Annotated in this window: 20 protein-coding genes; 5 read left to right on the top strand and 15 right to left on the bottom strand. The window is 68.3% G+C overall.

From position 1 onward, the window contains the following. Positions 1-2: 2 nt before the first annotated feature. Positions 3-239, bottom strand: coding sequence for a DUF6167 family protein (locus AC0662_RS02675; RefSeq protein WP_452203743.1), 237 nt, complete (start codon positions 237-239; stop codon positions 3-5). Further along, positions 236-646, bottom strand: a complete 411-nt coding sequence (locus AC0662_RS02670) for a DUF948 domain-containing protein (RefSeq protein ID WP_130388436.1) — start codon at positions 644-646, stop codon at positions 236-238. Before AC0662_RS02670 ends, AC0662_RS02675 begins: the two co-directional genes overlap by 4 nt. Positions 647-824: 178 nt before the next feature. On the opposite strand from AC0662_RS02670, the gene AC0662_RS02665 reads away from it, so the two are divergent. Then, on the top strand, positions 825-1,409 hold the full coding sequence (locus AC0662_RS02665) for a hypothetical protein (RefSeq protein WP_478298047.1): 585 nt from the start codon (positions 825-827) through the stop codon (positions 1,407-1,409). Between the two features lie 401 nt (positions 1,410-1,810). Here the strand turns inward: AC0662_RS02665 and AC0662_RS02660 are convergent, their stop codons facing one another. The 5 genes from AC0662_RS02660 to AC0662_RS02640 all read right to left on the bottom strand — a co-directional run bounded on the left by AC0662_RS02660 (position 1,811) and on the right by AC0662_RS02640 (position 8,691). Continuing rightward, complete coding sequence (locus AC0662_RS02660; protein ID WP_478298045.1) at positions 1,811-3,244, bottom strand: replication-associated recombination protein A; 1,434 nt, start codon at positions 3,242-3,244, stop codon at positions 1,811-1,813. Between the two features lie 122 nt (positions 3,245-3,366). Continuing rightward, positions 3,367-4,296 (bottom strand): hypothetical protein, encoded by a 930-nt coding sequence (locus AC0662_RS02655; RefSeq protein ID WP_478298043.1) that lies wholly within the window; start codon positions 4,294-4,296, stop codon positions 3,367-3,369. Next, entirely contained in the window at positions 4,293-5,174 is an 882-nt protein-coding gene (locus tag AC0662_RS02650) for a VC0807 family protein (RefSeq protein ID WP_478298041.1), read from the bottom strand. The genes AC0662_RS02655 and AC0662_RS02650 overlap by 4 nt, the downstream gene beginning before the upstream one ends. A gap of 80 nt (positions 5,175-5,254) precedes the next feature. Continuing rightward, entirely contained in the window at positions 5,255-7,741 is a 2,487-nt protein-coding gene (gene secA2, locus AC0662_RS02645; RefSeq protein ID WP_478298039.1) for an accessory Sec system translocase SecA2, read from the bottom strand. Between the two features lie 116 nt (positions 7,742-7,857). After that, the gene (locus AC0662_RS02640; protein WP_452196093.1) at positions 7,858-8,691 is read right to left on the bottom strand and encodes a GNAT family N-acetyltransferase; all 834 of its coding nucleotides are present in this window, start codon (positions 8,689-8,691) and stop codon (positions 7,858-7,860) included. A gap of 62 nt (positions 8,692-8,753) precedes the next feature. Between AC0662_RS02640 and AC0662_RS02635 the strand changes: the two genes are divergently transcribed. Further along, the gene (locus AC0662_RS02635) at positions 8,754-9,371 is read left to right on the top strand and encodes an AMIN-like domain-containing (lipo)protein (protein WP_478298037.1); all 618 of its coding nucleotides are present in this window, start codon (positions 8,754-8,756) and stop codon (positions 9,369-9,371) included. Between the two features lie 4 nt (positions 9,372-9,375). Here AC0662_RS02635 and AC0662_RS02630 read toward each other — a convergent pair whose 3' ends face one another. After that, a complete protein-coding gene (locus tag AC0662_RS02630; protein WP_478298035.1) occupies positions 9,376-11,394 on the bottom strand; it encodes a GxGYxYP domain-containing protein in 2,019 nt (672 codons plus the stop codon). Between the two features lie 503 nt (positions 11,395-11,897). Continuing rightward, positions 11,898-12,422, bottom strand: coding sequence for a hypothetical protein (locus AC0662_RS02625; RefSeq protein ID WP_452196091.1), 525 nt, complete (start codon positions 12,420-12,422; stop codon positions 11,898-11,900). An 87-nt stretch (positions 12,423-12,509) separates the two neighbouring features. Between AC0662_RS02625 and AC0662_RS02620 the strand changes: the two genes are divergently transcribed. Next, entirely contained in the window at positions 12,510-13,241 is a 732-nt protein-coding gene (locus tag AC0662_RS02620) for a class I SAM-dependent methyltransferase (protein WP_452196090.1), read from the top strand. Here the strand turns inward: AC0662_RS02620 and AC0662_RS02615 are convergent. Then, positions 13,213-13,671, bottom strand: coding sequence for a MarR family winged helix-turn-helix transcriptional regulator (locus AC0662_RS02615; protein WP_452196089.1), 459 nt, complete (start codon positions 13,669-13,671; stop codon positions 13,213-13,215). The genes AC0662_RS02620 and AC0662_RS02615 overlap by 29 nt on opposite strands. Positions 13,672-13,747: 76 nt before the next feature. Here AC0662_RS02615 and AC0662_RS02610 point away from each other — a divergent pair, with 76 nt between their 5' ends. Continuing rightward, positions 13,748-14,071, top strand: a complete 324-nt coding sequence (locus AC0662_RS02610; protein WP_452196088.1) for a hypothetical protein — start codon at positions 13,748-13,750, stop codon at positions 14,069-14,071. A gap of 4 nt (positions 14,072-14,075) precedes the next feature. Here the strand turns inward: AC0662_RS02610 and AC0662_RS02605 are convergent, their stop codons facing one another. The 4 genes from AC0662_RS02605 to AC0662_RS02590 all read right to left on the bottom strand — a co-directional run bounded on the left by AC0662_RS02605 (position 14,076) and on the right by AC0662_RS02590 (position 15,559). Next, complete coding sequence (locus tag AC0662_RS02605) at positions 14,076-14,429, bottom strand: GntR family transcriptional regulator (RefSeq protein ID WP_452196087.1); 354 nt, start codon at positions 14,427-14,429, stop codon at positions 14,076-14,078. Continuing rightward, the gene (locus AC0662_RS02600; RefSeq protein ID WP_478298032.1) at positions 14,426-14,572 is read right to left on the bottom strand and encodes a hypothetical protein; all 147 of its coding nucleotides are present in this window, start codon (positions 14,570-14,572) and stop codon (positions 14,426-14,428) included. Before AC0662_RS02600 ends, AC0662_RS02605 begins: the two co-directional genes overlap by 4 nt. A gap of 96 nt (positions 14,573-14,668) precedes the next feature. Then, on the bottom strand, positions 14,669-15,097 hold the full coding sequence (locus AC0662_RS02595) for a VOC family protein (protein WP_478298030.1): 429 nt from the start codon (positions 15,095-15,097) through the stop codon (positions 14,669-14,671). Positions 15,098-15,130: 33 nt separating this feature from the next. Then, a complete protein-coding gene (locus AC0662_RS02590) occupies positions 15,131-15,559 on the bottom strand; it encodes a helix-turn-helix transcriptional regulator (protein WP_478298028.1) in 429 nt (142 codons plus the stop codon). 75 nt (positions 15,560-15,634) lie between these two features. Here AC0662_RS02590 and AC0662_RS02585 point away from each other — a divergent pair, with 75 nt between their 5' ends. Beyond that, positions 15,635-16,306, top strand: a complete 672-nt coding sequence (locus AC0662_RS02585) for a class I SAM-dependent methyltransferase (RefSeq protein WP_452196083.1) — start codon at positions 15,635-15,637, stop codon at positions 16,304-16,306. On the opposite strand, the gene AC0662_RS02580 is transcribed toward AC0662_RS02585, so the two are convergent. Beyond that, positions 16,307-16,981, bottom strand: a complete 675-nt coding sequence (locus AC0662_RS02580; RefSeq protein WP_452196082.1) for a glycoside hydrolase family 19 protein — start codon at positions 16,979-16,981, stop codon at positions 16,307-16,309. It abuts the gene before it with no gap. Positions 16,982-17,078: the final 97 nt, after the last annotated feature.

Here is a 17,078-nt window from a genome sequence, read left to right as displayed (position 1 = left end):
TGTTACCGGTAGTCCTCACGATCGTTGGTGTTCTCAATACCCAGCGCGTCCCGCAGCTCGGTCTCCCGCTCGGCCATGCCCTCGCGGACCTGGTCGCCGAAGTGCCGGACCGCGGCGGCCAGCTTGGCCGTGGACTCCTGGACACTCTCCGGAGCGAGGATCTGGACCCGCTTCTTCAGCCGGGTCACGGCGTACACGCCGACGGCGATCCCGATGATCAGCCAGAAGATCCGCTTCACCGCTTCCGCGCCTTCCGCTCGGCCTTCATCTCTTCCTTGACGCGCCTGGACACGTCCTTGCGCTGCTGCTCACCGAGCGCCCGGCGGACGCCGTAGGTGAACGCGGCCGCCTTCACCAGCGGGCCACCCGCCGTCGCCGAGAACAGCGACATCAACGCCGCCGCGTTGGTCGTCACGGTGGTCGCGTTGTCGGTGATGGTGTCCACCTTCGCCAGCTGGGCGTTGGTGGTGGCCACGGTGGTGGTCACCTCGCCGAGCAGCGGGACACTGGAGTCGGAGACGCCCTTGACCATGATCCGGGTCTCGTCGAACACCTTGCCGAGCTTCAGGATCGGATAGGCCAGCAGGCCTACCAGGATGAGCAGCGCGCAGGCAGCTATCAGCCCCGCGACTTCACCGACGCTCATGGAAAACGATCCACCTTCCCGTAGCGACTCCGTGCGACCTTGTGGACCGCCCGACCTTATCGCGGGCAATAGCGCACTCCGCTTCAGGACACCATCCCGCACATCACAGTCGCTCACCAAACCGGGTCAGTTACCGGATGAATCGTCCGTTTGGGTGTGTTGCGGCGGGATCGGGAGGGTGGGAGTCACAGTGCCGGTGATGATCGGTATGCCGGGCAGCGTGGGGAGGGTCGGAAGGGTCGGGGTCGCCGGGATCGTGGCGGTCGTCGGCGGGGTGGCCGGGGTGGCTGGCGTGGATGGCGTGGTCGGGGTCGTTGGTGTGGTCGCTGTCGTCGTCGGGGTCGACGGTTTCGGTGTGCTGGGCTTGGGCGTGCTGGGTTTCGGCGTACTGGGTTTGGGAGTCGTCGGGGTCGGCGTCGAGGGCTTGGCGGTCGTCGTCGCGGTGCTCGTCGTCTTCGGAGGCGTCGTCGGTGTTGTCTTCGGGAGCGTCGACTGGGTCGTCTTCGGGGTGGTTGGCGTCGGCGAGGTCGTGGTCGACGTCGTGGTCCCGGAGCTCTGCCCCGCGGAGTCGGAACTCGCGCGGTCCGAGGCCTGGATCCACCACGGTGTGGTGGGATCGGTAGCGGTCGCCGACGGGGTCGCCGGGATCGGGACGAGCGGCTTACCGACCGGCGAAGGCGGGCGGCCGTTCGATCGCGACGTACTCTCGCTGAGGCCGGCCTCGGGGGTGGACTCGGCCGACGGGGTCTGGGCCTGGGTCTGACTGCGGGCCGGGTCGGTGGATCCGAACGGGACGAAGTACGCGAATCCCGCAACGCTCACCAGAGCTGCGGCTCCGATGCCCAACTTCATCATCGGGGGACGCCGGCGGATGTGCCTCGGACTGGGGTGACTCACAACTGAACCTTTCGCCCCCAGGCCGTCAGGCAGCCTACCCAGTCGAACGCTTCAGTCGAAGCTCACCATCAGTACCCGACCGGCGCCGCCCGGTGTGCGTCCCGTCCCTGGGTACGCCGCAATCACCGCCCTACCAGCGCAAACGCCGCGGCCGGTCGCCGTCCGTGAACAGCGTCCTGGCCCCGATCGCGTGATTCTCCTGGTACGCAGAGGCGACGATCGTCCGTACTGCGAACACCCGCGTCCTCGCAGTACGACGATTTGCGGCTATTTGCGGTCTCGGAGGATCTTCCGGATGGCCGCGACCCGATCCGCGTACGCCGCTTCGCCGCCGCGCCGGGTCGGCGTGTAGTAGTCGGTGCCGTCGATCACGTCCGGGGCGTACTGCTGCGGAAGGACACCGCGCGGATCGTTGTGTGAGTACTGGTACGACGAGCCGTGGCCGATCTTCTTGGCGCCGGCATAGTGCGCGTCGCGCAGGTGTGGCGGAACCGGGCCGACCTTGCCGGCCTTCACGTCCGCGATCGCCGCGTCGACGGCCATGATCACCGCGTTGGACTTCGGCGCGAGCGCTAGCGCGACGACCGCCTGGGCGAGGTTGATCCGCGCCTCCGGCATGCCGATCAGCTGCACCGCCTCGGCGGCCGCGACCGCGACGCCGAGCGCGGTCGGGTCGCCCATGCCGATGTCCTCGCTCGCCGAGATCACCAGCCGGCGGGCGATGAACCGCGGGTCCTCCCCCGCCTCGATCATCCGGGCCAGGTAGTGCATGGCGGCGTCCACGTCCGAGCCGCGGATCGACTTGATCATCGCCGAGGTGACGTCGTAGTGCTGGTCACCGGCCCGGTCGTACCGCACCGCGGCGCGATCCACCGCCGTTTCCAGCGTGACCAGGTCGATCACCGCCGGCGTCGGTACCTCGTCCTCACCAGCAGACTCGGGGGCCGTGGCCGCCGCGAGCTTCAGCGCCTGTTCGTGCTTGGCGCGGGCTCCACCGGCCGCTGCTTCGAGGTACGTGAGGGCGCGACGGGCGTCTCCTCCGGCCATCCGCAGCAGGTGGTCGCGCGCATCGGCGGCCAGCTCGAACTCGCCGTTCAGCCCGCGCTCGTCGGTCAGCGCGCGGTCGAGCAGCATCGCGATGTCGTCGTCCGTCAGCGACTCCAGCGTGAGCAGCAGGCTGCGGGACAGCAGTGGCGAGATGACGCTGAAGAACGGGTTCTCGGTGGTCGCCGCGACGAGAGTCACCCAGCGGTTCTCCACGCCGGGGAGCAAGGCGTCCTGCTGTGCCTTCGTGAAGCGGTGCACCTCGTCGATGAACAGGACGGTCTCGACCGCGCCGGTCCCCCGGGACAGATCGCGCCGCGCGGCGTCGATGACCTGCCGAACGTCCTTGACGCCGGCCGTGACCGCCGACAGCTCCACGAACTTCCGGTTCGTCTGGTGGGAGACCACTGCCGCGATCGTGGTCTTGCCGGTCCCCGGAGGGCCCCACAGCAGCAGCGACATCGGCTGGTCCCCCTCGACCAGCCGCCGCAGCGGCGAGCCTGGGGCCAGCAGGTGCTGTTGCCCCACCAACTCGTCGAGACTGCGCGGCCGCATCCGCACGGCCAGCGGAGCCGCCGTGTGATCCGTGTCCGCCAAGCTGCCGCCACCGCGGGCCGGCGCGGGAGCACCCGGAAGATCGAACAACCCATCACTCACCCGAAAAGCCTATCCATCCCCACCGACACCCTCCGCACGCGGCGGTCAGCACCGGCTTTGTGGAAAGAAAAGTTCAGCCGGCGCGACATTGTTTCCACAAAGGCGGAGAGGCCCCGGCGCGGTCAGCGGCTGGGGCCGGAGGGGCGGTTCTTGGCGGCGCGGAGGGCCTGGAGGTCGCGGCTGCCGGCTGGGGGCAGCTTGTCGACGCCGTTGAGGAGATCGGTGCGGACCGAGCGGAGCTGGGCCTGAGCGGGGTCGACCCCGTTCGCCGGGCCCCGCCGGAATGCCGCCCGGTTGCGATAGGTCTCGGCGACCAGGAGGACACCTGCGGGGGCGCCCATCACGGCGTTGACCAATGGCGGCCCGCCCGTCGCGCCGACGGCGGTGACCCACGCGGCCCACCCCATCACGGCCAACGCCTGCCGGTTTCTCGCCGCGCGCCGGATACCCGGTTCCGCCTGGTCCGCGGCGAGCCGGTCGTGGCCCTCCATCAGGCGCTGCCCCTGGCGCGTCATTTCCTCGGCGGCATCACGCAGCGGCTGGCTGACCTGCACCCGGGCACCCTCGGCAATCACGTCGCGCAGAACAGACGCCCGGGCGAGCCGGGTCAACGAGGCGGCCAGCCACTCACCGTCGCGCGACGGCACGCTCGCCCCGCCGTACGCCGCGTCGAACTCGCGCCGGAAGTCCGCGATGCCCTTCTCCAGCGGCGGCCGGCTCTCGAGGCCGGTCTGCATGTCCGCCTTCTCGGTCGCGTCCTCGAGGCTCAACCCGAACTGACTCTCCGGATCAAGCGATATCTCGGCCGCTTTCAGGAGGATCTGTTCCGCGTCCGTCGCGTCGGTACCGAGCGACGCCTCGTCCATCTTCAGCCGCCGCCACCAGTGCGCCAGCCGCTGAGCCGTCCGCCGCGGGGCATCCTTCGCATCGGCCGGGAACGACCGTGCGTACCGGTCCAGGGCGAGCAGGGCCTCGGTGGCGAACACGTCCACTACTTGCCGCGCCGCGGCGAGTTCGGCGTCCCGGCGCGGACCGTCCTGGTCGACCGTCATCGCCGGTCGTCCAGCTCGGCCTGGACGTCCTCGACCGCCTGCGCCCGCACCCGCAGCTTGTCGAAGCGTGCCGCGAGCTCCGGCCCGGCCGGCTGGTAGTCGGCGTCCTCCTCGGCATCGGCCGGGACGTACCACCACCGCCCGTCGTACCAGGTCGGACCCACGTCCGTCCCGGCGAGCATCGGCTTCGCCTCGCCGGTCCGAATCAGTTCACGTACGGCGGCTGCTGACAGGTTTCCGTCCGTCATCTGCCCGACTGTAGGACGCCGGGGGGCGAACACGAGGTGCCAAGTCCCGCTGCGCCGCAGCAACACGATGGTCGGAACCTGCAACACCACGATCGTCGCCACCGTGATCACCGGGTCGGTCGCCGGTACGACGGAGATCGGCAAGGTGTACGAGACGACGATCCGGACGATCCCGTCGACGATCGTCGCGACGCCCCACCACACCGTGATCCACTTCCAGGCGGTCCGGAACCCCGCGTCCGTCTCCCACAGCCGATCCATGACATCCGCCCGTCGCGCGAACATCGCGCGCGTCACGACGTACGTGAGCGGCTGCGGGTGCCTCAGCGACCACAACGTGATGCCGGCGAACGGCAGGCTGATCCAAGCGTTGCGCACGAGCAGCAGCCGCGCGTCGCCACCCAGTACGGCGACCACGGTGCTCGCCACCATGCTCACCACGACCGCCATCCCGACCAGGTCGGTACGCCGCTCGCGCGCCAGCGAGACCCCGGAACTGATCAGTCCGGGGATCACGCCGACGACCAGCGCGGTCAGGTCATTCGCCCCGAGCGCCTTCAGTCCGTAGAAGAGGGCGAGCGGGACACCGATGTCGACGACGAGCAACCAGGGACCTCTGCGCGTGGGCATGAACAGAGATTCGCCCAGCAAGCCGCCGGCCGGCATCGAGCCGACGGCTGTCCACCCCTAGACCAAAGTCTCGGTCCTACTCAGTCCTTCTTCTTACGGGGCTCTTCTTCGTCCGCCTCGTCGGCCTCGTCCTTGGCCTCGCGCAGCTCTTCCGGGAGCTCGTCATCGTCGACGTCGCGGAGTTCCTCGGGCAGGTCGTCCTCGTCGAACTCCTCGTCGAGGATCTCCTCCGGCTCGGCCGCCGACTCCGGCTTGATCGCGTTCCGCAACCGGCCGAGGATCCGGTCCGCCTCGGTGCCGAACGGGTTGTCGTTGACCAGGTACGTCCAGGTCGCGGTCGGCCGCGGGATCCCGCTGGCCTCCTCGTTCAGCCCGTCGGACGTGATCTCGGCTTCCCCGAACGTCTCGGCGGCGTCCTTCCACGCGTCCTCGACCAGCGTGTCGAACGACGCGATCGCCGACTTGTTGAACTCGTCGATCGGCTTCAGGTGCACGATGCCGCCGGCCAGCGACCGCAGATGGATGCCCTCGCGCAGGTCCGCGAGGTACGCCAGGTGGTCGGTCCATCGCCGGTCCAGGTGCCCGAGCGTGATCCGCCGTACGGCGTTCTTCACGACGTCCTCGCCGACCTCGTCGACCAGCTCGTCGTACCGCTCCTTGGCGCGCTCGGCGAGCTCGGTCGCGGCCAGGTCCTCGGTGAGCACCTTCTCGCGGGTCTCGAGCAGGATCGCCCGCTGCTGGCCGGTGAGGCGGTTGTACTGCCAGGTCGTCCGGTGCAGCTCCGCGTTCGCGCCGTCGGCGACCCGCTGCGCGTGCTCGAGCATCCCGATCGACTTGCGGTCGGTGAGCCGCCCGGTGTCGTCCGGGTTCGGCCGCAGACCGGACGAAACGGAGTACCGCGTGACGAGTTCGTCGGCGAGCGACGCGAAGAACAGCGAACCGCCCGGGTCGCCCTGGCGTCCGGCGCGGCCGCGCAGCTGGTCGTCCAGCCGGCGCGACGCGTGCAGACCGGTGCCGATCACGTACAGACCGCCGAGCTCGAGGGCCTTCTCCTTGTCGTGCGTCTCGTCCTTGCCGCCCAGCCGGATGTCGGTACCGCGACCGGCCATCTGGGTCGAGACGGTCACCGTGCCCGGGACGCCGGCCTCGGCGATGATCGACGCTTCCTCGGCGTCGTTCTTCGCGTTCAGTACGACGTGCGGGATCTCGGCCGCCTCGAGCTTGTCGCTGAGCTGCTCGGACTCCTCGACACTGTGCGTGCCGATCAGGATCGGGCGCCCGCTCTCGTGCACCACGCCGATGTGCTTCACCAGCGCCGTGTTCTTCTGCTCGACCGTCAGGTACAGCCGGTCCTCGTCGTCCTTGCGGACGTTCGGCTTGTTCGGCGGTACGACGGCCACGTCGACCTCGTAGAACTCCTGCAGCGACTCCCCGACGACGACCGCCGTACCGGTCATGCCGCAGAGCGACTTGTACCGCTTGATCAGCGACTGCACGGTGATGCTGTCCAGCACCTCACCGGAGTCACTGACCGGCACCGCTTCCTTCGCCTCGACGGCGGCCTGCAGACCGTCGGGCCAGCGCTGCAGCTTCGCGACCCGGCCACGGTTGTTGTTGATCAGGCTGACCCGGCCGTCGCGGACCAGATAGTCGACGTCCTTGCGCAGCAGCACCTCGGCGTGCAGCGCGACGTTCACCTGGGTCAGGCGGTCGAGGTTCTCGTCGTCGTACAGGTTGACGCCGCCGAGCGCCTCCTCGACCTTGTCGGTGCCCTTGTCGGTCAGCCCGACGGTCCGGCCGTCGCCGTCGATCTCGTAGTCCACACCCGCGCGCAGCGTCCGGACCAGCTGTACGACGTCGTCGTCCAGCGCCTCGCTCCGGGTCGCACCGGCGAGCACCATCGGGACCCGGGCCTCGTCGATCAGCACCGAGTCGGCCTCGTCGACGAGCGCGACGTCCGGGGCCACCGTCACCCGGTCGGCGACGTCGGTCACCAGGCGGTCGCGGAGTACGTCGAAGCCGATCTCGTTCACCGGCACGTAGCAGACGTCAGCCTGGTAGGCCTCGCGCCGCTCCTCCGGGGTGGACGCCTGACCGACGTGCCCGACCGTGACGCCGAGCAGCTCGTACACCGGGCCCATCCACTCGGAGTCGCGCTGGGCCAGGTAGTCGTTCACCGCCAGTACCTGCACCTTGCGGCCGCCGACGGCGTACCCGGCGGCGGCGATCGCGCCGGCCAGCGTCTTGCCCTCACCGGTCGCCATCTCGACGATCCGGCCCTGCAGCATCGCCAGCGCGCCGACGACCTGGCCGTCGAACGCGCGCTCACCGATCGCCCGCTTCCCCGCGTCCCGCGCCAGCGCGAGGAACTCGATCTGCTCGTCCTCGTGCAGACCGCCGGTGGTGCGCAGCTCCGCGACCGCCTCGGTGAGCTCTTCGTCGGTCAGGGACAGGACCGATTCCTCGGCCTCGCCGACCAGCTGGGTGAGCCGTTCGTACGGGCCGAGATCGATCGAGCCGGGGCGCTGCAGCAGCCGGCGGAAGCGGGAAGCGATTTTCAGAGCCATGATGCTGGCAACGTACAGCCTCGACGCGTCGTTCCGCAGCTCACCCCGGACCGCCACCACTCACCAACAAGCGCTTCCCGCGCCCGCTCACGCTGACCAGCCTCCTGACTGCCGGGCTACGAGGCGGTTGGTGAGTGTCCCAGGTCCGGTTCCCATTCATAGGGCGTCGTCACGGTCACCGCGTGCAGGCCGAGTTTCTGCAGGATCGGGCGGGAGTCCTCGGAGGCGTCGACGCGGAGGAACTCGTAGCCGCGGTCCTTCGCCAGGCGGGCGCGGTGCACGAGCAGAGCGGAGTACAGGCCCTGACGCCGCCATTCCGGGAGCGTCCCGCCGCCCCACAGGCTGGCGAACCCCGTGCCGGGGTGGAACCTGATCCACGCGGCGCTCACGGCCGGACCGTCGGGCCCGCGCAGCGCGTCCTCCACCAGGAACACCGACAGCCGGTCGGGGAACATCCGCGCCTCGCCCTGCAACTGCTCCACGATCCGCGCCAGCCCGCTGTTCCACAGGGTGTCTGTCAGCTCAGCGATCCGGCGGTAGTCGTCCGGCCCGTCGGCCTCGCGCAACCGCACCTTCGAGGGCAGCGCGGACGGCCGCTCCAGGATCCGGTCCACCTCACCGAGGATCAGCGTCTCCGGAGCCTGTTTCGTGAACCCGGCGCGAACCAACCGGTCCCCCAGGTCCGCCGGTTCGTCGTAGGCGTAGGTCTTCCACTCGAACGGCAGCCCGCGCTCCCGGAAGAACGCCACCTCCTCGGCGATCACCGCGTCCGGGTCGTCGCCCAGTCCACGTGGTGTCTCCACGAAACCGGCGCCGTCCGCGCCCTCGACGTACGAGCGGTGCACCCTGCCGTCAGGCCCGTGATGCTCCTGTTTCCACCCGGGGATCGCGTCGGCGTCAGGGAGCCGGATCCGGCGATGAAACACATCGAGCAACTCGTCAGGCGTCATAACCGCAGTCAACCAACCAAAGACTTCGAGCGTCCAACGAGTAAGTCCTGAAGGGGGACATCATGAAACACCACCACATCACCCCCAGGACGGTCCTCGCCGCGCTCGCGGTGACCGCAGTCCCCGCCACCGCGTTCGCCGCACCGGCCCTCGCCGGATCGTCCGCCGCAAGCATTTCCAGCACGTCAGTCACGACCGCCTCCGCGACCTGTCCGCGCGGCTGGGGTTCCTTGCCCGAGGCCAGCAACCGGGCGCGCGCCACGACGTCACCGACGAGTGTCGCCAACATCCGCACCGGACGGCACGACTGCTTCGACCGGCTCGTCGTCGACTTGGCTGGTGGCTCCAGCGGGTACGACGTTCGCTACGTCCGCACTGTCTCCGAGGACGGCTCCGGTCGGCTCGTTCCACTGCGCGGTGGCGCGAGACTGCAGATCGTCGTACGCGCGCCGTCGTACAACGTCAACACCGGTCAGGCGACGTACGCGCCCCGGAATCGGCAGGAGCTGACCACGGTGGCCGGCTATCGCACGTTCCGGCAGGTTGCGTTCGCGGGCAGCTTCGAGGGACAGACGAACTTCGGACTCGGCGTCCGGGCCCGGCTCCCGTTCCGCGTGTTCACGGTGGCGGGGCCGGGCTCGGACGCCCGTCTGGTGGTGGACGTCGCCCACCGCTGGTAGTTGCCTACAGCACCCGGTTGAGCAGGTCGTAGAAACTGTTGGCGAGGATCAACTCGTAGGGATCGGTGAGCAGCGGGCCGAGATCGGCCATGTCGGACGGCGTCCACGACCAGGCGCCGATCAGACCCGAGATGAACAGCGGACTCGCCCCGTCCCAGCCCGCGATCCGCTGGTCGAGCGCCGCCTTGAACTCGGCCGCCTTACCGGGTGCACCCCATCCACCGGTGATCGGGATGCCACCGTGGCGGACGGTCAACGTGTCGCCGTCCCACGTCTGCATGATCCCCTTCGTGGGCGTGTAGTCGGCGTACCCCTTGGCGATCTCCTCGGACAGCTGCACCCACGTGCCGTTCGCGCGACCGCTGTACGCGTACACCACGTCGAGCCCGGTGCGGCTCATGAACGACCCCGACATCTTCAGGTACTGCGTGAGCTCGGCCGAAGTCCACGACGCGGGATAGGTGTAGCCGGCGCCGGACGGGCCACAGACCAGCAGGTCGTTCGCGGTGGCAGTGCGCTGGAAGTAGCTGTAGATGTTCGGGCCCGTCTCGGCGAGCAACGGGTCGATCGTCCAGTTGGTCGGTACGGCGCCGCGCTTCGGGTCGTCCCAGATCTCGCGCAGCCGGCGCTGGCAGTACTGGATGTTGTCGCCCTCGCCGAACGTCAGCGTCAGGTACACCTTGTTCTTCGGCTTGTCGATCCGGCGGATCGGCCGCGGCTTGGGCGAGATCGGCGAGGCGGTGCCGGCGTGCACCGAACCGTTCATGTAGAAGTCCGCCGCGACGACCGGTGAGCCGCCCTTCGACGCGAGGTCGACGCCGTCCCACTCGCCCGACACGTCGTTCGCGAACCAACCCATGTACGGCGCCAGCGTCGGCCACTTCGCGTAGTGCTCGATCAGCAGATCGCCCGTCGCGCCGCCAGGTGGTAGCCAGCTCACCAGGGCCTTGGTGGCCACCACGTAGTCGCGGAAGTACGGGAACGGTTCGACGCGCGTCGGGGACGTGTCCGTGGCGCTGACGAGGTACTGGTTCCACATCTCCACGGTGACGACGAGGGACGTCGTACCCGCCGGTGGTTCGAAGCGGTAGATCCAGTAGTTGCCGCCGTCTGCGAACCTGTTGGACTCACCACCGATCGAGGAGTGCGAGCCGTCGAACAGGTACGGCGCCTCCTCCGGCGTGTTCGGCTCGAAGCGGGCGATCTCGGCACCGTTCGCGGTCACCACCACGTGCCGCACCGAAGCGCCCCAGCCGTCGTCGCTGAACGAGTCGGCGAACCGGACGTACACCGCCTCCTTGCCGAGCTTGGGCGAGACGTCCAGGTTGTAGGTACCGCGGTTCGACGAGTCACGGATCTGCTTCGTCTCGCGGGCGATCTCCTGCCAGACAACGCCTTCCACGTCGACCACGCGGGTCGGCGGGAGGCCGGCGAGCAACTGCTTCGTGACCCGCGGGAACAGGTTGTCGAGCTGCCACCGGTACGTCTTCACGCGGTCGTCGTCGAACATCCCGCGCAGGTCCTTCACGATCTTCAGACCGTGCGCCTTGGCCTGGTCCGCGTCCGCGACGACCGCGTTCTCCAGCCCGGCGAGCGTCGTCGCGACGTTCAGCGAGTCCGGTACGGCGGGGTCGTGGACGATCGCCCCGCGGATCCGGCCGCGGTACTTCGCGACCAGGTCGAGCGGGTTCTTGTAGAGCTTCGTGGGCAGCCGCATGTCGGTCAGCCACTTGGCGTCCGGCACGCTCTCGGTGCCGGTGTCGTAGATGAAGTACAGCTCCGGCTCAGTGCGGTTGACTACGCCTTGCAACGTTGTCAGCAGGGTCTGGTCTCCCCCGCTGAGCTTGCTGACGTCGCCGTAGTCCAGGTGTCTCGGGCGGTTGAACACCGGCAGCAGCCGAGCGGGGCTGCCGGACGTCGATGAAACTGCAGCCTGTGCGTTCGATGCGAGCATCGGGACCATCCCGAACCCACCCGCCGTCACCGCACCGCCACCCGCCAGGAACGTTCGTCTCGAAACCATCGTGACCACTCCCTGAGGTTGACATCGATGTCAAATCCTGCCGGAATCTAGCAACCCCAAGACCCTCTGTACATACCTCGTCACAAACTCCTGGAATCGTTTCCGCCAACCCGCCCCCACCCACGCCCCGGCGTACCGGCCCGGGCACACCCACCAGCCCCGCGAACTGGCCACACCCAACGGCGACCGCGCACAAGCTATTCCCTGTCCGAAGTCCCCAGGAACCATCCACAGTCCGCCCGACCCCACCGCACACCAACCCCCGCCGACTCGTGCAAATCGGCGCGCACCGCCAACCCCCAGTCGTGAACGGCGGCTTGTGATCGGCAGCCGCGTCTCACGACTCGACGGCGCGGGTGCTGTTCAGGCTGAGGCTGGCTCGGACTGCGAGCGGGGCGTCGGCAGCACCCGCGCCAGCACCTCGGGGTCCACTCGGTAGTTGACCAACAGCCGACGCTGGATCTCGCCCCGGACTCGCAGCCGCACCGTCAGCCCCACTTCAATTATCCGGCCTCGCCGCTCTGGCCCGGTTTGCGGCGGAGGAAGCGGGAGCGGAACTTGGTGTCGTACTCGAGGTGCATGTAGCCGGAGGAGTGGACGCCGACGGCGATGAAGGCGACGAGGACGAAGGTGATGCCGGCGGGGAGGGAGATGTGCCAGAAGGCGGCGGCGATCCCCACGAAGGCGGAGCCTTGGGCGACGGCTTTGGCGAAGGTGACGAGGCGCGAGCGGGTGACGCGGCGGCGGAACGCTTCTTGGCGGTTCAGGACCAGCAGCGCCGCGAGCAGCGGGATCGCGACAGCGAACGCGATCACGCAGATCGTCGCGGAGAGGTCGAGCGGTGACGTCGTGAGGAACGGCTGTACGACGACGAGTCCGGCGGCCGCCAGTCCGCCGTACACGAGGTTGGACTGGCGGATCCATTCCTCCTGGGACGCAGGATCCGATGTCGCGTCCTCCACCTCCTGCTGGATCCGCTGCGCCTCGGCTTCCTGCTCCACACGGAGAGCGTCCTCGTCCTCAAGCATCTGGCGGTCCTCCTGGGGCAGAGAAATGGGTGGTCAGGCGTACGGCGGGCGAGACATAGTAAGCGCTCGACCACTGGGGAGGTCCGCGTGCGGTACTACCACGCCGAGCACGAAGCGGCATACCAACGCCTCGAGCGCGAAGGCATGACGCAATGGAGCGACCTCTTCACCGAGGACCGCACCGACGACTACGACGCCTTCCCCAACCGCGCCTTTCTCGAGGCAGCGCTCAACCGCCTCGATCTGCCACCCGACGCCGACGTACTGGAGTACGGCTGCGGCACCGGCCCGGCCGCCTGCTTCCTCGCCGCCCGCGGCTTCCGCGTCGACGCCATCGACCTCATCCCCGAGGCGATCACCATCGCGCGACGCCTCGCACGAGACCGCGGCGTACAGGTCAACTTCGCAGTCCAGGACATCTGCGCGATGCCACCCGAGAGCAAGCGGTACGACGTGGTGCTCGACAGCTACTGCCTCCAGTCGATCGTCACCGATGCGGACCGGGCGAGCGTGTACGCCGCCATCCGCGCCCGCCTGAAACCCAACGGGTACTACGTTCTCTCGACAGCCACCTACGAACCGGACCGCGTCTACGAGCACCCGTATCGCTACGACGCACCCACCGGCATCTGCTACCAGGAAGTCTCGGCAGAATCCCCAGACGCAGTACAGATCGACGATCGCTGGCATCTCCCCCACCGTCGCCACCTGCGACCCGAGGTACTCGAGGCCGAGCTACAACGCGCCGGCCTCCAGGTGCTTTCCCAGGAAGGCCCCTACCGAGGGGAACTCATTTGTCGCGTGTCGCCGCGGCGATGACCTTCGTCAGGCGAGCATGTAGCTCCATCAGCTCGTCGACATCCATGCCCAGCCGTTCGACGATCGTCGGCGGGACCTTCAGCGCCTCCTCGCGCAGCGCACGGCCCTTGTCCGTCAGCGAGACGGCCAGCGACCGCTCGTCAGTGCGAGAGCGGGCGCGGGTGATCAGGCCAGTGCTCTCCAACCGCTTCAGCAACGGCGACAGTGTCGCGGGCTCGAGCTGCAGCATGCCGGACAGGTCCTTCACCGACACCGGCTCGAACTCCCAGAGCGCGAGCATCACGAGGTACTGCGGATGCGTGAGCCCCATCGGCTCGAGGACCGGGCGATAGAGGCTGATCACGGTCCGCGAGGCGACCGCGAGCGCGAAGCAGACCTGCTGTTCGAGGGCCAGCGGATTCTCGATGTCCGTCAGCTTCGTCACTCCCATGTGCTTAGTGTAGCAACTTTATGTAGACTAATGATTAGTACACTAACTATGCACGGCTCGACGCACGGAGGGACTCATGGATGCAGCACCGGCAGGGCAAGGTCAGCGGATGATCCGCCGCCGGACGCCGCGCCCGATGAAGATCGAGACGGTTCAGCGCTGGGTCGCGTCCGCGATCCTGTTCCACGTCGGCAGCGTCCCCGCGGTCACGCTCGCGGTCTACAGCATCGGTGTCGCTGCGGACGACTTCGGCAAGGGCGTCGGGCTCTGGCTGATGTCCGGCGTCATCGGTGCCCTGACCGCGGCCGGCATCCTCGCGATCTTCCAGCGCATGCCGCTCTCCCCCTGGCTGGCGGTCGGAATCCTCCCGACCGCGATCACCGGCTTCTACATCTTCTGAGCGACTACCAGGCGCGGTGCAGAAGCTCCGTCGCCTCGGGAAGACTGAGCCCCGCCCGATGAGCGGCCCGGGCGAAGACCGTGGCGGCCGCCCGCGACTCCTCGTCGTCCACCCGACTCCGCGACGCGAGCACGAACGTGCCGTTCCGGCCGCGGGTCTCAATCAGGCGCTCGGCCTCGAGTTCCTTGTAGGCCCGCGCGACCGTGTTCACCGCCAGCCCCAGATCCCCGGCCAGCTGCCGAACGGTCGGCAGCCGCGTCCCCTGGGCCAACTCACCGGCCCGGATCAGCCCGTCGATCTGGTCCTTCACCTGCTCGTACGGCGGTTTCGCGCCGGCCGGGTCAACCGTGATGATCATCCGGCGACCCGCCGGAGTACCTGCTGGTTCGTACCGACAAAGCTCAGGATCGCCACGAAGATCGCCGAAGCGCTGAACAGGAGCTGTGACGAGCCGTGGCCGACGACGAACTGCGCTACGGCGGCCGCGAGCACACCAACCATCTCCTCTCGAATCTTTGCACCAAATGTATTGATACAAATCACGAGAGTCAACCCCGCCGGTGACCCTCCGTTGCCAGCGGGCCCGCACCTACTGGGTCAGCTGAAGTCCTCTGCGGTGTACGGCTTCTGCTCGACCAGTACGAGCCAGTTACCCGAGTTGTCGCGCAGTACCGCCTCGACGCCGTACGGGCGATCGGCGGGTTCCTGCAGATACTCGACGCCCTTCGCGGTGAGCTCCGCGAAGGTCTTACGGCAGTCGTCGGTTGCCAGCCCGACGCCGTGCATCGAGCCCTTCGCCATGATCCGCTGGATCCACCCGGCCGACTCCTCGTCCATCGGCGGCCCCGGCACCATCAGCGCCAACTCCAACTCGGGGTGATCGGCCTGGTGCACGGTGCACCACCGGAAGTCCTCGCTGAGCGTGATGTCGTCCCCGAGTTCGAACCCGAGCTTCTCGGTGTAGAAGGCCTTCGCCTCGTCGATGTCGTTCACGTAGACCGTCACCAGGCTGACGTTGGTGATCACAGTTCCTCCCGATCAGTTGCCGTTGGTACGACGCTACGTCGCGCCCTCCCCCGTCGGCTTCTCCGGAATTGCGGAGTTCAGCCCCAGCATGAACACGAAGCACCCCGGGATCCGCGCACCGGCCTGCGTCCGCTGGTACTCCGTCGGCGGCATCCCGACGAGCTCGGTGAACCGCTGCGAGAACGACCCGAGACTGCTGTACCCGACCATCGTGCACACCTCGGTGACCGTCAGGTTGGTGGCCCGCAGGAGATCCGTCGCCCGCTCGATCCGCCGCCGTGTCACGTACTGCATCGGCGTCTCGCCGTACGTCGCCGCGAAACAGCGGAGGAAGTGGTACGTCGACACGCCTGCCGCGGCCGCCAGTGCGGTTAGGTCGAGTGGCGCGGCATAGTTGCGGTCGGCAACGTCTCGCGCGCGGCGCAGATGAGGCAGCAGTTCGACGGGTACGACGACACTCACCTGAACGACCCTAGGTACTTTCGGCCGGTACCGAAAGACTGGCGCGTTTCGGGCACCGGCGCGACCGTCGGATCCATGAGAGTCGGACAGGGTGGTACCGGGCCGGGGGCGCACACGCCGGACGGCAGCGCGGTCGAACTGTACGAGGTCACGCCGGCGCACGGCGACGACGAACTGATCGAGGCCGCGATCGATCCGGGCAGCAGCATCCTCGAGCTCGGCTGCGGAACGGGACGGATCACACGCCCGCTGCTCGCCCGCGGGCATCAGGTGGTCGCGGTCGACGAGTCCCCGGACATGATCGCGCGGGTCACCGAGACGGAGACGATCTGCTCGACGATCGGCGACCTGCGACTGGACCGGCAGTTCGACGTCGTACTGATGATGTCGTTCCTGATCAACGTCGCCGACGGCGCCGAGCGGCTCCGGCTGCTACAGACCTGCGCGCATCACGTCCGGCCCGGCGGTTCGGTGCTGCTCCAGCAGGAGGTTCCGGGCGCGCGGCACGCCCCGACCGAGATGGAGAACGAGCACCGCAAGCTCATCATCTCCGACGTCGAGGACCTCCCGGACGGCACCCAGGCCGCGACCCTGACGCACACGATCGGCGGCCGGACCTGGTCGCAGCGGATCGTTACCCGGAACCTCTCCGAGGACCAACTCGCCGACGAACTGACCAGGACCGGCCTCCAGCGCACGGAGTACCTCACACCCGACAAGATGTGGGTCCGCGCGCAGCCGCTCTGATCAGCGAGCCACCGCGTCGAACTGCGATCGGCTGAGCTCGCTGGTGTCGCCGTTCAGCTTCGCCGGGCGGGTGCAGATCACGCCGTCCGGCACTGAGCCGTTCAAGTATTTCAGCGCGTTCTTGAACGAGTCGCAGCGCCGCTGGTCCTCGGCGCCGGCCGGGTAGCCGATCGCTGCGTTGACCCGGCCCATGTCGAGCTTGTCGGCGTACGGGTTGATGTCGCGGGCAACGGTCCAGTACCAGCGCGCGATCGGGGCGCTCCACTGCAAGGACATCGCGAGATCCGGGTTACCGAGCAGGTCGATCCCGAGGTACTGACCGGCCGGGCCGTAGTTGAAGTCGCCGGTGAGCTGGATGTACCCGCGGCCGCCGTACGGGCGGGTGTCGCCGATCTCGCGGATGTTGTACTCCAGCCGCGACTCGTGCACGAGCGTCGCGAGGAACGCGGCTTTCCGGTACGGCGTGTTGATGTTGGCGTCCCGCATCGCCTGGTTCAGCGACGGGAGACCTTCCTCGACAGTCGACGGGTTCGCGATCCGAGACCCGAACATCGCCTGGACGTCGGCCAACGTGATGTCAGCGGCTGGTTCGACCGCGTGGGCCGGTGCAGCGGCGACCAGAGCGCCTGAGGTGATTCCGAGGCAGGCGAGAAACGCTAGGAGAATACGACGCATTTGAGCACTCCTGGGGCGGTAGGAGAGGGGGCGGTCGTTGTGAAAACCTAACCAAGCACTTTCACAACGCCGCCAGTTTCCTCCAAAACCCCGGAGT

The organism is Kribbella sp. NPDC043289, from assembly GCF_056436705.1.
The sequence above is the reverse complement of the archived record's forward strand: the minus strand, read 5'-3'. Positions and strand labels throughout refer to the sequence as shown.

Excerpts from the sequence above, each read along its gene's own strand:
- AC0662_RS02670 (WP_130388436.1), bottom strand. The coding sequence starts at position 646 with ATGAGCGTCGGTGAAGTCGCGGGGCTGATAGCTGCCTGCGCGCTGCTC.
- AC0662_RS02655 (WP_478298043.1), bottom strand. The coding sequence starts at position 4,296 with ATGACGGTCGACCAGGACGGTCCGCGCCGGGACGCCGAACTCGCCGCG.
- AC0662_RS02650 (WP_478298041.1), bottom strand. The coding sequence starts at position 5,174 with ATGCCCACGCGCAGAGGTCCCTGGTTGCTCGTCGTCGACATCGGTGTC.
- secA2 (WP_478298039.1), bottom strand. The coding sequence starts at position 7,741 with ATGGCTCTGAAAATCGCTTCCCGCTTCCGCCGGCTGCTGCAGCGCCCC.
- AC0662_RS02640 (WP_452196093.1), bottom strand. The coding sequence starts at position 8,691 with ATGACGCCTGACGAGTTGCTCGATGTGTTTCATCGCCGGATCCGGCTC.
- AC0662_RS02635 (WP_478298037.1), top strand. The coding sequence starts at position 8,754 with ATGAAACACCACCACATCACCCCCAGGACGGTCCTCGCCGCGCTCGCG.
- AC0662_RS02630 (WP_478298035.1), bottom strand. The coding sequence starts at position 11,394 with ATGGTTTCGAGACGAACGTTCCTGGCGGGTGGCGGTGCGGTGACGGCG.
- AC0662_RS02625 (WP_452196091.1), bottom strand. The coding sequence starts at position 12,422 with ATGCTTGAGGACGAGGACGCTCTCCGTGTGGAGCAGGAAGCCGAGGCG.
- AC0662_RS02615 (WP_452196089.1), bottom strand. The coding sequence starts at position 13,671 with ATGGGAGTGACGAAGCTGACGGACATCGAGAATCCGCTGGCCCTCGAA.
- AC0662_RS02610 (WP_452196088.1), top strand. The coding sequence starts at position 13,748 with ATGGATGCAGCACCGGCAGGGCAAGGTCAGCGGATGATCCGCCGCCGG.
- AC0662_RS02605 (WP_452196087.1), bottom strand. The coding sequence starts at position 14,429 with ATGATCATCACGGTTGACCCGGCCGGCGCGAAACCGCCGTACGAGCAG.
- AC0662_RS02600 (WP_478298032.1), bottom strand. The coding sequence starts at position 14,572 with ATGGTTGGTGTGCTCGCGGCCGCCGTAGCGCAGTTCGTCGTCGGCCAC.
- AC0662_RS02585 (WP_452196083.1), top strand. The coding sequence starts at position 15,635 with ATGAGAGTCGGACAGGGTGGTACCGGGCCGGGGGCGCACACGCCGGAC.
- AC0662_RS02580 (WP_452196082.1), bottom strand. The coding sequence starts at position 16,981 with ATGCGTCGTATTCTCCTAGCGTTTCTCGCCTGCCTCGGAATCACCTCA.